Source organism: Globicatella sulfidifaciens DSM 15739 (genome assembly GCF_900167405.1).
Classification (GTDB): domain Bacteria; phylum Bacillota; class Bacilli; order Lactobacillales; family Aerococcaceae; genus Globicatella; species Globicatella sulfidifaciens.
On record NZ_FUWO01000005.1, the window covers coordinates 1 to 16,056 of the forward strand.

Consider the following 16,056-nt stretch of genomic DNA (forward strand, 5'->3'; position numbering starts at 1 on the left):
AAGGATAGCGGTTAAAATATGGAATCCATGAAAAAGCGTTCAGAGAATTAGTAAAAAGTATGGTAGAGGAAAACCAACAATAATTTGACACTATCATTTTTCTTGAAAAAGTACCATAAGACCACAAAATATGTTATAGTTATCTTGTTATACACTTTAAGTCAATGAAGGAGTTTTATTTATAATGAAAAAAAGTTTAGTAAAAGTAGTGACTGGATCGGCAGTAATGTTCTTATTAGCAGGTTGCACTCCTACAAAAGCGAATGAAAACACAGAAGCAACTGCTGATAGTCAATCTGAAGTCATTGCAACTATCGGTGACGAAACTATTTCGTTAGATGATTTTTATGCAGAGTTAAAAGCGAAAGCTGGTACTGCTACTTTACGCAGTATGATTATTCAAAAAGTGTTAACTCAAAATGTAGATGATGCTGAGGCATTGAAGAAATCTGCTGACGAAGAAGTAAACGCACAAATTGAAAGTGCTGGTGGTGAACAGGTTTTCCAACAATTATTAGCTTATCAAAACTTAGGTTCAATTGACGATTTTAGAGAGTCTGTTTATATTCGTAACTTATTCCAAGAAGTTATTGGTAAAAATGTAGATACTTCAGAAGAAGCAATTAAAGCTTACTACGAAAGTGATTATGCGCCAAAAATGGAAGCACAACATATTTTAGTAGAAACAGAAGAAGAAGCTAACGCAGTTATTGAACGTTTAAATAACGGTGAAAAATTTGAAGATTTAGCGAAAGAATTATCAACTGATAGCTCATCAGCAGATGGTGGTAATTTAGGTGAATTCTCAGTTGGACAAATGGTACCTGAGTTTGAAGAAGCTGTTAAATCAGTTGCTAGTGGAGAATTAGTGCCAGAACCTGTTAAATCACAATATGGATACCATGTTATCAATGTTATCAATAATGGTGAGAAGAAACCTTATGATGAAGTAAAAGATGAAGTGAAACAACAGTATTTAGATAGTAAATACAACGATTCTAATTTAGCTTATAACATTGTTGGTAAATTCATTAAAGAAAAAGGCGTAGAAATTAAAGATGAAGATTTAAAACCAGCCTTAGATGAATTAATGGCTGCAATTGAAGCAGCTGAAGAAAGTGCTAAAGCCGCTGAAGAAGCAGCCGAAGAAACGACAGCTGAAGGCGAATCAGAAGAAACAGAAGCAGAAGGAGCTGCTGCTGAAGACGAAGCCGCTGAAGAGACAACAGTTGCTGAGTAATTAAATAGATAATACAAATGACTAAGTTAGGTTTTGAGGCATTAAAAGGATTAACTTTTTAAAAGACTCAAGCCTGACTTTTTATTATTTTAGTAGTGAGATACAACTCCTAATATGATACAATTTATTTGTATGTTCTAACAAGAAGGAGAAAACAATGACAACATTTAAAGAATTAAATTTACAGCCGTTTATCCAGAAAGCATTATCAGAATTACAATTTGAAAATTTAACGGCTGTTCAAGAAGAAGTTTTAAAACCGGCTTTAGCAGGTGAAAACTTAATCGTTCAATCTCAGACTGGTTCAGGTAAAACACATAGTTTTTTAGTACCGATTGTCAATCAAATCGATCCTCAAGAGGCAAGTGTGCAAGTCGTTATTACCGCTCCCAGTCGTGAGTTAGCGAATCAATTATATGATGTGACGCGACAATTGGTCAAAGATGCACCAGAAGAAATTGTTGTAAATAATTATGTCGGTGGTACTGATAAAGATCGTCAAATTGAAAAGCTTAACAATCGTCAACCACATATTGTTATCGGAACCCCTGGTCGTATTTTTGACCTCATGTCAGCCAATGCCTTATGGGTTCAAACAACTAAGATAATGGTTGTTGATGAAGCCGATATGACGATGGATCTAGGCTTTTTATCGATTATCGATGAAATTGCTTCGAGAATGCCCCAAGAGTTACAATTAATGGTCTTTTCAGCTACCATACCTCAGCAATTATCGGTCTTTTTAAATAAATATGTGACCAGCCCTAAACAGATTAAAATTGAGCCAAAACAAGTATTAGCTGAAAACATTCAAAATTATTTAATCAATACGAAAGGGCAAGATCGTCGTGAATTAGTTTATCAATTATTAACGATGGGACATCCTTACTTAGCGTTAGTCTTTTGTAATACCAGACAATATGCTGATGAAGTGGCTGATTATCTAAAAGAACAAGGCTTAAAATTAGCTTTGATTCATGGTGGAATCCCACCGCGCGAGCGTAAACGCCTAATGAAGCAAGTTCGAGATTTGGACTATCAATTTGTAGTAGCAAGCGACTTAGCTGCTAGAGGGATTGATATACCTGGAGTTTCAATGGTGATTAATACTGAAGTACCTAAGGAATTAGAGTTCTTTGTTCATCGTGTAGGACGAACAGGACGTAATAATATTGCTGGGACTGCTTATACCTTTGTGACACCAGATGATGATCAAGCGATTATCCAGTTAGAGAAAAAAGGTATTGAATTTACTGAAATTGAGCTAGTAAAAGGTGAAATCAGACCAGCCAAAATGCGTAATCGCCGTCAAAAACGCCAAGATACTAAAAAAGATACGGATGATTCGGTAATCAAAGGCATGATTGCTAAAAATAAAAAACGTAAAGTTAAACCTGGCTATAAGAAAAAGCTAGATATTCAAATTAAAGAACAAAGACGTCAAACAGCTAAAAAGCAAGCACGTTCAATGAGACGGAATCAGGGACGTTCAGGTAAATAATTCTGAATCGTGTTAAATATTTTAGCTAAACCCATTCTGAGTATTGATACGGAAGGGATTCTTGTTTGTAATTAGACGGATTACATTCACTATTGTAATTTGGATGAGTGAGGTTTTAGGGAGTGGCGTGGAGTAGAAAATCGAATAATTTTCGCTTCGTTGGCACCCCCCAGTCAACCACTGCGCTTTGAATTATCGAGTAATTGCTTGATTGAATTTATTAAGTTTATTCTCAGTCTTTTTAAGACGCAGTTTGAGACCACTCAACCACTGCGCTATGAAATCAACATATGGAGACAAATAGAATTTTTAAACTGTTTGCCCAATCACTTCAATAAGAGATTGGAGTTATGCTATAATAAGAAGCATATTCATTAAGAAAAGGTGTTTTAAATGTTAAAAACTATTGTCATATTTTTACTGATATTTTCAATTATTGTTGTATATCATGAATTTGGGCATTATTATTTTGCCAAAAAAGCCGGGATTCGAGTGCGGGAATTTGCTTTAGGTATGGGTCCTAAATTGTTTGCCAAACAAGATAAATCCGGTACGACTTATACTGTGCGAATGTTGCCATTAGGAGGTTACGTGCGCTTAGCAGGTTTAAATGAAGAAGACGGGATCGAACCGGGGATGCAAGTAGGATTAATCCTCAATGAACAAAACATTGTAACTGGTATTAATCTTTCCGATAAAAATGCCCCTGAGGAATTACCGGTACAAGTAGATGAAGCAGAATTAATCGATAAGATGATGATACGAGCACTTCCCATTGGACAAGAAACGATGGTTACTTATCAAGTAGATCTAAATGCTTTTATTACCGAGGCCGATGGTACTAAGGTTTTGGTTTCACCAAGAGCGACACGTTATGAAAGTGCCACGCCTTGGAATAAAATTAAGACCAATATTGCCGGACCAGTGAACAACTTTATTTTAGCTATCGTTGGATTTATGATTGTTGCCTTAATTTCAGGAGGTGTTGTGTCAGACAACTCCATCATAGGTGAGGTAAGTGCTGATTCTCCGGCAGCCACAGCCGGTTTAATAGCAGGAGACCGGATAACGAAATTTGGGAATCAAACGATAAATAATTGGAACGAATTAGCGATGGCCATCCAAGCAAATCCTGGAAAAACAATTCCTATCGAATATCAACGTGATAATCAGATCCAAACGAGTCAAATTACCGTTAACGAAGTTAAGGATGAGGAATCTGGGCAAACATTTGGACAAATTGGGATTATCCGTTCTTACGATACGAGCATCAAGAGTCGTTTATTATTTGGCTTTAGTCAAACATGGGCTGTGATTACCATGGTTATTTCTACTATTTTAGGAATGTTTAAGCGTGGTTTTGATGTGAATCAATTTGGTGGACCGGTAGCCATGGCACAAATGACGAATACAGTTGTCCAACATGGCGCCTTAACGGTCATCAGCTTTATGTCTATGTTAAGTGCAAACTTAGGTATTATGAATTTATTACCTATACCAGCACTTGATGGCGGAAAAATTATCTTAAATATTTATGAAGCTATTAGAGGAAAACCACTAGCACAAGAAAAAGAGGGCATTATTACTTTAATTGGAGTAGCAATCTTATTTATTTTGATGATTGTAGTGACATGGAATGATATTATGAGAGCTTTCTTTTAATCGCATAGTTTGATAAAATATAAAAGCCAAGAAAAGATGAGGTGGCAATAAAGTGACGTAGGTGACTTTATCCGCCTCCTTTTCTTTATGTTAGTGAAAATGGAGGATAATGATGGACAAGACAGAATTATTTCAACATTTGTTAAATCAAATTCAATTGCAAGATGAAGATATTTTAGACGCTTTATCGCAAACAGCTATTGACCATGTCGATATTTTAGCACAATCAAATCAATGGCATTTTCATTTGAAGAGTGCCGAACGATTCCATCCACATGTTTATAATGTTTTTATACACCATTTGCGCATGGCTTTTTCAGCTATTGCTAAAGTGGAGGTTTGGTGGCAGTTTGATCATGATCAATTGACTGATGAAACTATTTTAGATTATTGGACGGCCGTTTTAAGTGTCGTTTCAATGGAAAAACCATTCGTTAAAACACTATTAGGTTCAGCTAAGCATCAATTGGATGGTCGAACAATTAAAGTTGCTTTAGCAATGGAACAACAAATTGATGTTATCCAAAACCAATATCATGAGTTATTAATGGAACATTTATCAAGAGTTGGAATTAATAATATTCAGATTGAATATTATTTTGATGAAAAATTGCACGAAGCAGAACGTTTAAGTGTCATGGAACGTAAGATGTTGGAAGATGAAAAAAATCTTAAAGAAGCTATGGAAATGGCTGAAAAGCGTCAACAACAAACGCGTATCGAAGTACCTGTTAATAATAGTGATATTAAACCAATCGGTAAAGACATTACTAGTAATATTATTACCCCCATCAAAGAGTTGCCTGATAATCAATTTAGACAAGTCATTGAAGGATATGTCTTTAGTAAAGAAATTAAAGATTTACGTTCTGGCAATCAATTAATGATTTTAAAAGTCACGGACTATACGAGTTCGGTAACTGTAAAATTAATGAGTGGACGCGGTATTAAAAAAGAATCATTTACCTTGTATAATAAGGGGGACTGGTTACGTCTAGAAGGGGATATGGTGCCGGATAACTTTACATCGGAATTAGACTTTAGACCGCGTAGTATTCGTCATATTACCCATAGCGAAAGGGTTGATCGTGCCCCAGAGGGAGAAAAACGGGTCGAATTGCATTTACATTCGAATATGAGTCAAATGGATGCTACTAATAGTGTTAGTGATTTTATTAAACAGGCTGCTAAATGGGGGCATCCAGCTATTGCTATTACCGATCATGGAGCAGCCCAAGCCTTTCCAGAAGCTTATTCAGCAGGAAAAGCGAATAATATTAAGGTGCTCTATGGTATTGAAGCTTATGTCGTTAATGATGGTGAACCGATTGCTTATTATCCACAACCAATCGAGTTGGATTCCGCTACCTATGTAGTGTTTGACGTGGAAACAACGGGACTTTCGGCTGTTTACGATAAAATTATTGAATTAGCTGGTGTCAAAATGCAAAATGGAGAAGTGATCGATACGTTTGAAGCCTTTATTAATCCTGGGCATCCGCTTTCTGCCTTTACGACAGAGTTAACCGGTATTACTGATGCGATGTTGCAAGATGCACCACCGGAATCCGAAGTTTTACAAAAATTTTATGAATTTAGTAAAGATACAATTTTAGTCGCCCATAATGCGAGCTTTGATATGGGCTTTTTAAATAAGGGCTATCTTCGTATGGGACTTGAAGAGACAACGCAACCTGTCATTGATACATTAGAGTTATCACGTTTAGTTAATAGTCATTTACGGGCGCATCGTTTAAATACATTAGCAAAACATTATAATATCAATTTAGAACAACATCACCGAGCTGTATTTGATTCGGAAACAACAGGTTATATTTTGTATAAATTATTGGAACAAGCAAAAGATGATTTTAATATGACCTTGCATTCGCAATTAAATGATCAATTAGGTGAAGGTGATAGTTATAAAAATGCTCGCCCATTCCATGCGACGCTCTTAGCGAAAAATCAAAATGGATTAAAAGATTTATTCAAAATCATTTCTGAATCCAATGTTAAGTATTTTTTTAGAACACCAAGGATACCGCGAAGTTTATTAGTCAAATACCGTGAAAATTTACTAGTAGGTACGGCTTGTAGTGAAGGTGAAATTTTCACTACGATGATGCAAAAAGGGTATGATGAGACTGCGGAGCTAGTTGATTTTTATGATTATATTGAACTTCAACCAAAATCAGTTTATCAAACTTTAATCGACCAAGAACAATTAGGTTCAGTTACCGATTTAGAAAATATTATGCGTGAATTAGTACGTTTAGGTGAAGAAAAGAATATTCCCGTTGTTGCGACTGGTAATGTTCATTACTTAGATGAAAAAGATTCGATTTATCGTGAAATTCTAATTAAATCGATGAAAATTAATGCTAATCGCCATGTATTTTTACCACCTGTTCATTTTAGAACGACGGATGAAATGTTGATGGAATTTGCCTTCTTAGGTAGTGAAAAGGCTAAAGAATTAGTGGTAACCAATACTCAAAAAATTGCTGATTCAATTGATGAGATCGAAGTTATAAAAGATAAACTATTTACGCCTAATATTCCAGGAAGTAATGAAGAAATCCGTCGATTAAGTTATGATAAAGCTCATGAATTATATGGTGATCCATTGCCAGAAATTGTTGAAGCACGTATTGAAAAAGAATTGAATTCGATAATTTCCAATGGTTTTGCGGTTATTTATTTAATTTCCCAAAAATTGGTTCATAAAAGTAATGAAGATGGATATTTAGTTGGTTCACGGGGTTCGGTAGGCTCTTCGTTAGTCGCAACCATGACAGGAATTACGGAAGTAAACCCGTTAGCACCCCATTATTATTGTAAAGAGTGTAAATTCAGTGAATTCTTCACTAAAGGAGAAGTAGGGTCAGGTTTTGATTTACCACCGAAAGACTGTCCAAAGTGTGGCAAGTCTTTATACCGAGATGGCCATGACATTCCATTTGAGACCTTCTTAGGATTCTATGGTGATAAAGTACCCGATATTGATTTGAACTTCTCTGGTGAATATCAACCACGTGCCCATGCTTATACCAAAGTATTATTCGGTGAAGATTATGTTTATCGTGCCGGAACCATTTCGACCGTTGCAGAAAAGACCGCATTTGGTTATGTTAGAGGCTATCTCGAAACTACTGGAGAACATATGCCACAAGCAGAAAAAGAACGCTTAGCCAAAGGAATTGAAGGTGTAAAAAGAACGACTGGTCAACATCCGGGAGGAATTATTGTTATTCCAGATTATATGGATGTTTACGATTTTACCCCAGTGCAATATCCAGCTGATGATTTGTCAGCCGAATGGCGAACTACCCATTTTGATTTCCACTCGATTCATGACAATGTCTTAAAACTCGATATATTAGGACACGATGATCCGACAATGATTCGTAAATTACAAGATTTAAGTGGCATTGACCCCCAAACCATTCCGATGAATGACCCAGATGTGATGTCTTTATTTAGTGGACCGGAAGCTTTAGGAGTGACGAGTGAGCAAATTTTTTCGGAAACAGGAACTTTGGGCGTACCGGAATTCGGAACCTTCTTTGTTAGAGGAATGTTAACGGAAACCAAACCGAAGACCTTTGCTGAATTACTGCAAATTTCAGGGCTGTCACATGGTACCGACGTTTGGTTAGGAAACGCGCAGGAACTAATCAAAAATAAAACGACGACGCTAGCCAAAGTAATCGGATGTCGTGATGATATTATGGTGACCTTAATGCAATATGGCATTGAAGATGGCTTAGCGTTCAAGATTATGGAAAGTGTCCGTAAAGGGAAAGGGATACCGGATGATTGGCAAGAAACGATGCGTGAAAACAAAGTACCAGAGTGGTATATTGATTCTTGCTTAAAGATTAAGTATATGTTCCCGAAAGCCCATGCGGCCGCCTATATTATGATGGCCTTACGAGTGGCCTACTTTAAAGTGCACTATCCGATGCATTATTATGCTGCCTATTTTTCAATTCGGGCTGAAGATTTCGATTTAGTAGCGATGCATCAAGGAAAAGAGATGGTTAAACGTCGGATTAGAGAAATTCAAGCAAAAGGTTTTGATGCTTCAGTGAAGGAAAAAAGCTTACTAACCGTTCTGGAATTAGCCAATGAAATGCTGGAGCGTGGCTTTAAATTTTCGATGATTGATGTGGATAAATCAGAAGCTGATGTCTTTAAAATTGAAGGAGATACGCTCATACCACCATTCAATGCGGTATCTGGTTTAGGTCTAAGTGTCGCCCAACAGATCGTTAAAGCACGATCAGAAGCTCCATTTATTTCCAAAGAAGATTTACAAAAACGTGGCAAAGTTTCGAAAACAATTATTGAATATCTTACTGAAAATGGGGTCTTAGACCATTTACCAGACCAAGATCAATTAAGCTTATTTTAAGGATAGTTGAGTTAATTGAGAGTAGACATAAGGTGAAAAACATTAGTTTGTTTAATTAATCTGTCCCGATTGACATAATCGAGTAGTTACAAATAAATTCTCAAGGAGTGTTATTTGGTCATTCAACGATGATGCCCTGTTTCACTCTATTGGGTAGAATGACAGGTAATAACATAATACTTAAATTTATGAAGTACTGCTTGAGTTGAACTTAAGCAGTGCTTTTTTCAAGATGAAAGTTATGATAAAAAGTAAATTAGTGATGGTTTGAATGAGATTAGTCATAGAGAAATTAATGTTTTTGAAAGCATTTTATAGTGAATTATGTTAAAATATTGAATGAATGTGAGGTGTTGTTAGTGAAATATGGACAAATCGTCGTCGGTAAAATTACTGATGAGAATGAACAAGCTTATTATGCACAGTATGAAGGGATTACCTTCGAATTAAATAAAAAAACAACCGAGGATACTTATACATTAGGAGAAACGGTTGAAGGGATGATTTATGAGAATCGCTTTAACCAGAAAGTGATGCAAACAGAATTACCTTTAATTCGGCCGGGATATTATGGTTGGGGAACCGTTATCAGTGCGCGTAAGGATTTAGGTGTTTTTATTGATGTCGGATTAGAAGAAAAAGATGTCGTGATGTCACTGGATTATTTACCAGAGAATAAACAGTTATGGCCGAAGAAAGGTGATAAACTTTATCTAACTTTCTTTGTAGATGATAAGAATCGTTTTTGGGGACAATTTGCTGAAGTAGAACAATTTAATCAATTATTTAAAAAAGCACCTGAACGATTAATGAATCAAGAATTAAAGGTGACAGTCTATCAAGTGAAACTAGCTGGGGCATTAGCCATTTCTGAAGAAGGATTTAGAGTTTTCATTCATGAGAGTGAACAAACTGAAACATTAAGATTAGGGCAAGAAGTCACTGTGCGTGTGGTAAATGTTGCACGAGATGGTTCTTTAAATGGTTCTATGCGACCGCGCGCTCATGAAGCGATCACCGATGATGCGCAAATGATTTTAGCTATTTTAAACAAAGCACCTAATGGATTTTTAGCTTTGCATGATAAATCAGACCCAGAAGCCATTCAAGCACAATTAGGGATTAGTAAAGCTCAATTTAAACGCGCCATAGGTAATCTTTTAAAAAATAAAAAAATCAGACAAGAGAAAAATGAAGGAATTTATCAATTATAATGTTAAGTTCCTATATCGAAGATTTTAAGCGATACTTATTATTAGATCAGGCGCGTTCTAGTAATACAATTGAAAGTTATGGCCGTGACTTGCGAAAGTTTAATGAGTTTGTTAAAGCACAAAACATTGAGACGATGTTACAATTAAATAAACCTTTAATCCAAAATTTTTTAGCACAGTTAAAAGCTGAACATTACTCAGCGAGTTCAACCAATCGCATGTTATCCAGTTTAAAACAATTTTTTAATTATTTGGTAATCGAAAAGGTCATCGAACAATCGCCGATGACCATGATTAAAAGTGCTAAAAAGCCCAAACGTCTACCTAAAGCACTAACGGTTAATGAAATTGATGATTTATTACAAGCTCCTGATTTAAGTACGACTTGGGGGATTCGTGATCGAGCTATTTTGGAAGTGATGTACGCGAGTGGCCTAAGAGTGAGTGAATTGACCCATTTATCGATGCGACATTGTCATCTAGAGTTAGGCTTTATCCGAACGATTGGTAAGGGCAATAAAGAAAGAATCGTTCCGATAGGTGAAGAAGCAACCTATTGGATCCAACGCTATTTTGAAGAAGTTAGACCCGCATTTCAACGTAAAGGGAAACCAACTGATATTGTCTTTTTAACTGAGCGCGGTAAACCTTTTACTAGACAAGGTATTTGGAAAAACATTAAGAAATACGTAGCACAAATAGGACTGGATAATGATGCCGTTTCGCCACATGTTTTACGGCATTCATTTGCGACGCATTTATTAGAACATGGAGCCGATTTAAGGATGGTACAAGAATTATTAGGACATTCTGATATTTCTACCACTCAAATATATACCCATATTTCTAAAACACGTCTGCAAGAAGTATATCGGAAAGCTTTTCCACGTTCTTGATAACAGGTCAAACGCTTAATAGACATCCTATCGAAATTAAATTAGATAACTATTAATTTAGATAACAAATGTAAATCTTAATCATTTTAAAGAAAGAAGGAAGTTATATGACAAAATTTAATCGTATCCATCTCATTGTAATGGATTCAGTCGGAATCGGAGAAGCACCAGATGCTAAAGACTTTGGTGATGTGGGTGCTCATACATTAGGTAATATCGCTAAAAATGCAGGACTATCACTACCTCATTTAACTGAATTAGGTTTAGTCAATATCGAGCCTTTGCAAGGAATGACCCCAGTTGAACAAACGAAAGGATATTGGACTAAATTAGAAGAAATTTCTGCAGGGAAAGATACGATGACAGGTCACTGGGAAATTATGGGATTACATATTAAGACACCTTTCCGTGTTTTCCCCGATGGATTCCCACAAGAATTACTAGATAAAATTGAGGCTTTTTCTGGTCGTAAAATTGTTTGTAATTTACCATACTCTGGTACAGAAGTGTTAGAAGACTATGGTAAACATCAAATGGAAACGGGGGACTTAATTGTTTATACTTCTGCTGACTCCGTATTACAAATAGCTGCTCATGAAGAAGTGATACCATTAGAAGAGTTATACCGTATTTGTGAGTATGCTCGTGAAATTACTTTAGAAGATCCCTATATGTTAGGCCGAATTATTGCGCGTCCTTATGTTGGGGAACCAGGTAATTTTGTGCGGACCGCAAATCGTCATGACTATGCGTTGAGTCCATTTTCGGATACGACATTAGATTTCTTAAAAAATGCAGGAAAAAGTGTTATTTCAGTTGGTAAGATTGCTGATATTTTTAATGAAAAAGGAATTACTGAAAGCAATCGTACGCAAAATAATATGGATGGTGTTGACACCTTATTACGTGTCATGGATCAAGACTTTACTGGCTTAAGTTTTACCAACTTAGTCGACTTTGATGCTGTCTATGGTCATCGTCGTAACCCAGAAGGCTACGGCCAAGCGTTAGAAGAATTTGATGCACGTCTTCCTGAAATATATGAAAAAATGCAAGAAGACGACTTATTAATCATTACTGCCGACCATGGAAATGATCCAACCTTTACTGGTACCGACCATACTCGCGAGTATGTGCCAATTTTAGTTTATAGTCCGTCATTAAAGGAACCAAAAGAATTACAAGCGACTCACTTTGCAGACATTGCAGCAACCATTTCTGATAATTTCGAGGTTGAATCAACCGGACTTGGCCAATCATTCTTATCTCAATTAATTTAGGAGGCATAATATGTTTACAGAAACCACTCAATATTTAATCAAACAAGGTATCGTAGAGCCGCAAATCGCATTAATTTTAGGTTCTGGGCTAGGTGAATTAGCGGATGAGATTGAAAACAAAATCGTCATTCCTTACGAAGACATTCCCAATTTCCCTGTTTCAACAGTTGCGGGTCATGCGGGGCAATTGGTATACGGTGAGTTAGAAGGTAAAAAAGTTATTGCATTACAAGGACGTTTTCATTATTACGAAGGCTATGATTTACAAACCGTCACTTATCCCGTGCGTGTTTTCAAAGAATTAGGCTGTAAAACAGTGATTGTAACCAATGCAGCGGGTGGAGTGAATGAAAACTTTACGCCAGGGGACTTAATGATCATTACAGATCAATTAAACATCACCGGAGAAAATCCTTTAATTGGAGCGAATATTGACGATCATGGTCCACGTTTTGTCGATATGTCTGAAGCTTATAGTAAAAGAGGGCAAGCTTTACTAAAAGAAGTGGCTCAAGAGATTGGGATTACTTTACAAGAAGGGGTTTATACTTGGTTTACAGGACCAACTTACGAAACACCAGCGGAAATTCGTTATGCACGTACTATCGGTGGGGATGCTGTAGGGATGTCAACGGTGCCGGAAGTGATTGTAGCAAAACACTGTGGCTTGGAAGTCATTGGTATTTCATGTATTACTAATTATGCAGCAGGTATGCAAGCAAGCTTAAATCATGAAGAAGTGATGGAATATTCACAAAAAGCGAAACCTAATTTCAAAAAATTATTACGCGGTACCATCGCTCGCTTAGATTAAGGTGGGGAATCGAGGTTTACTAAACGCCTATCTTCATTTTTAAAGCTGATTGTTCTGAGGAAAGATTTGCAATTTTCGTCTTTTAATGTTAGTATATTTCGGTGATTAAGAGTTCTATAGCAAAACCTGAGTGAATCTCAGACAACGAATTAATATCAATTTAAATTAACAAAATCGAAGTTCAAATGAACAGAACTCTTTGAAAGGAATCATTTGTGCTTCAAAATTATGGAAAGAGGCATTACATGCTTATACGTTCAAAAAATAAAAATGAAAAAATAGTATGGGGTTTATTGTCATATACATTTGATGATTCAATGACATCGGCAGAGCAGCATGAGGTCATTGAATCGATTAAAGAAAATCCTAATTATGAGATTTTTCTATATAAAGGAGAAGACTCAGACAACTACATCGGAGTTTTGGTAGTTGAAATTAATAAAAACGTATCTGAGGAGATTGAAATGGCAATTTCCATTCATCGTGCTGCCCTATTACCGTCTTATCGGACAGAAGGATTAGGCTATCAAATGTATGTCGAATTAAGAGACTTATATCCTGAAGCCTCGATTCAGGGTTCGATTTTGATGAGTGAAATCGTTAAAAATTGGTCGATTCGATATCGTGAGGAAAATCAAGAATAGTAAGTTAGAGGAGTAAATCGAGATGACCAAAGAAATACTGAAACTAGAGTTAGAAGCATTTCAAGGTCCTTTCGATTTGCTTTTGCATTTAATTAAAGAATTAAAAGTAGATATAAATGATATTCCAATGACTGAAATTACGGAACAATATATTGCCTATATTAAAAGTATGCAAGAATTGGAATTAGATATAGCCGGAGAATATTTAGTAATGGCTGCTACTTTATTAGAAATCAAGTCGCGGATGTTGTTACCGATTGAGCCGATAGAAGACATCGATAGTGAATATGAAGGTGACCCTAGGGAAATCTTAGTACAACAACTCTTAATGTATCAACAATTTCAGCAAGTGGCTACTGCCTTAGAAATTAAAGAAGCTAATCGTTCACATTTATTCACCAGACCGGCGGAAGATTTATCAAAATATCAAAGCGCAATTCCTTTACCAGAAAATGAAATATCCTTAGCACAATTAGCGGATGCTTTTTCATTAGCCTTACAACGTGAATTAGCACGAGCTCCAAAAGAAAGACAAATTGAACATGATCCGCTAACGGTAGAACAGAAAATTGCTGAAATACGTACTATCATTCAAACTCAAAGGGGAAAAATTAAATTTTCATCACTTTTAAATTCCCATTCGCGCCATGAAATTATTACGACTTTTATGGCGGTACTGGAAATGGTGAGAAAGCAATCGATTGTCTTTTACCAAGAAGAAGCACTCGCCCCAATTACGATTAAGGCAGTTGCACAATAGGAGGAATTTTTTGGAATCATTAATTAAAAGAATTCATGGCATCTTATTTGTTGCTGGCAATGAAGGGGTAACCAGAGAGCAACTTGCTAACGCTTTGGAAGTTTCTTTAACGGATGTGACCAATGCACTGCAACAATTATCATTGGACTTACAACATGATGCGCAGTCGCCGATTGAATTGGTAAACTTTAATCAGCAATATCGCTTAATTACAAAGCAGGAACTCGAATTCGATGTTGAAAAATTTGCCCAGTCACCCCTTACGCAACAACTATCAAGAGCAGCCATCGAAACCTTAGCCATTATCGCCTATCGTCAACCGATTACCCGTATGGGGATTGACGAGACTCGTGGCGTACAATCCAGTGGTATGTTACAACGATTGTTATTAAGAGATTTAATTAAAGAAGTGGGGCGTGTAGAAGCACCAGGCCGTCCAGTTTTATATGGCACGACGGATTATTTTATGGATTATTTCGGTTTAACCACTTTAGAAGATTTACCGGAAATTGAACCACTGGCCTTGCATGGTCAACCGGTCAATGAATCATTATTTTCAACCAAACAATGGGAAATTGAATATTTTGACGAAGAGGAGTCAGATTAATGGAAAGACTACAAAAAGTAATGGCACACGCAGGGGTAGATAGTCGTCGTAAATGTGAAACTATTATTCAAGAAGGACGCGTAACGGTTAATGGGACAGTTGTCACTGAATTAGGATTCAAGGTATCGGCCAATGATAAAATTGAAGTCGATGGCGTGCCGATTTACCGTGAACACCCAGTGTATATTTTAATGTATAAACCTAAATCTTATATTAGTGCGGTTAGTGACGACAAAGGTCGTCCAGTGGTAGTAGATTTATTACCACAAATCGAGGAACGGATTTATCCTGTAGGTCGATTAGACTATGACACAACCGGCTTACTATTATTAACCAATGATGGTGACTTTGCGAATTTAATGATGCACCCAAGTTCGCAAATGGATAAAGTCTATATTGCGAAAGTCAATGGGATACCGGATATTCAGGCGCTAAGACGTTTAGAACGCGGCATCGTTATTGATGGTAAGAAAACCAGTAAAGCCAGAGCAGAATTAATTAGCTTTAATAAAGATAATAATACAGCAATTGTACAATTAACGATTCATGAAGGATGGAATCACCAAGTAAAACGAATGTTTGAAGCAGTCGGCCATCCGGTAATGAATTTAAAACGTGAACGTTATGCCTTTTTAGACTTGAAAGGTTTACAACCTGGCGACTCACGCGATTTAACGGCTTTTGAAGTAAATAAATTAATTCAAATGGCTGAAAATCGTTAAAAGTGACTGAACAGCGGGAATGGCCAAGCAGTAGAATAGCGATTGATTTTGGTTGCGTCTGCTACACCCTAAATTGTGAGTAGGCTCAAACGGCGTTGTAATGACTCGGTTTAGACCAATTACTGGTAACATGCAAAATCATTTGACTGATTTGATGCTTAGCACGATACGATTGCTAATCAATAAAGAAACTTGTAAGAGTGGGAATAAAAAGTGAAAATCCGGTGATTTTTACTTTATCCACTCCTTTTTTTATTTGTATTGAGAAGAATACTATTAACTAAAACATATGAAAA

At 36.4% G+C, this 16,056-nt stretch carries 12 protein-coding genes; all 12 read left to right on the forward strand.

The window, feature by feature from the left end:
- Positions 1-184 precede the first annotated feature (184 nt).
- The 12 genes from B5D12_RS03730 (at position 185) to B5D12_RS03785 (ending at position 15,760) form a co-directional block, all read left to right on the forward strand.
- Positions 185-1,240, forward strand: a complete 1,056-nt coding sequence (locus tag B5D12_RS03730; protein WP_078755554.1) for a peptidylprolyl isomerase — start codon at positions 185-187, stop codon at positions 1,238-1,240.
- Between the two features lie 157 nt (positions 1,241-1,397).
- Positions 1,398-2,741 carry a DEAD/DEAH box helicase gene (locus B5D12_RS03735; protein ID WP_078755555.1) on the forward strand — a complete coding sequence of 448 codons (1,344 nt, stop codon included), beginning with the start codon at positions 1,398-1,400 and terminating at the stop codon, positions 2,739-2,741.
- A 393-nt stretch (positions 2,742-3,134) separates the two neighbouring features.
- Positions 3,135-4,403 carry an RIP metalloprotease RseP gene (gene rseP / locus B5D12_RS03740; protein WP_078755556.1) on the forward strand — a complete coding sequence of 423 codons (1,269 nt, stop codon included), beginning with the start codon at positions 3,135-3,137 and terminating at the stop codon, positions 4,401-4,403.
- A 109-nt stretch (positions 4,404-4,512) separates the two neighbouring features.
- Positions 4,513-8,823: a PolC-type DNA polymerase III gene (locus B5D12_RS03745; protein WP_078755557.1), complete on the forward strand. Its 4,311-nt coding sequence runs from the start codon at positions 4,513-4,515 to the stop codon at positions 8,821-8,823.
- Between the two features lie 359 nt (positions 8,824-9,182).
- Positions 9,183-10,037 carry a CvfB family protein gene (locus tag B5D12_RS03750; protein ID WP_234982905.1) on the forward strand — a complete coding sequence of 285 codons (855 nt, stop codon included), beginning with the start codon at positions 9,183-9,185 and terminating at the stop codon, positions 10,035-10,037.
- Positions 10,037-10,933, forward strand: a complete 897-nt coding sequence (gene xerD / locus B5D12_RS03755; protein ID WP_078755558.1) for a site-specific tyrosine recombinase XerD — start codon at positions 10,037-10,039, stop codon at positions 10,931-10,933. Before B5D12_RS03750 ends, xerD begins: the two co-directional genes overlap by 1 nt.
- A 107-nt stretch (positions 10,934-11,040) precedes the next feature.
- Positions 11,041-12,213: a phosphopentomutase gene (deoB, locus tag B5D12_RS03760; protein ID WP_078755559.1), complete on the forward strand. Its 1,173-nt coding sequence runs from the start codon at positions 11,041-11,043 to the stop codon at positions 12,211-12,213.
- A 10-nt stretch (positions 12,214-12,223) separates the two neighbouring features.
- Complete coding sequence (locus tag B5D12_RS03765) at positions 12,224-13,027, forward strand: purine-nucleoside phosphorylase (protein ID WP_078755560.1); 804 nt, start codon at positions 12,224-12,226, stop codon at positions 13,025-13,027.
- A gap of 245 nt (positions 13,028-13,272) precedes the next feature.
- Positions 13,273-13,671 carry a hypothetical protein gene (locus B5D12_RS03770; protein WP_078755561.1) on the forward strand — a complete coding sequence of 133 codons (399 nt, stop codon included), beginning with the start codon at positions 13,273-13,275 and terminating at the stop codon, positions 13,669-13,671.
- Between the two features lie 22 nt (positions 13,672-13,693).
- Positions 13,694-14,431 carry a segregation and condensation protein A gene (locus B5D12_RS03775; protein WP_078755562.1) on the forward strand — a complete coding sequence of 246 codons (738 nt, stop codon included), beginning with the start codon at positions 13,694-13,696 and terminating at the stop codon, positions 14,429-14,431.
- 10 nt (positions 14,432-14,441) lie between these two features.
- A complete protein-coding gene (gene scpB, locus B5D12_RS03780; RefSeq protein WP_234982906.1) occupies positions 14,442-15,038 on the forward strand; it encodes an SMC-Scp complex subunit ScpB in 597 nt (198 codons plus the stop codon).
- Positions 15,038-15,760, forward strand: coding sequence for a pseudouridine synthase (locus B5D12_RS03785; RefSeq protein ID WP_078755563.1), 723 nt, complete (start codon positions 15,038-15,040; stop codon positions 15,758-15,760). The genes scpB and B5D12_RS03785 overlap by 1 nt, the downstream gene beginning before the upstream one ends.
- Positions 15,761-16,056 lie beyond the last annotated feature (296 nt).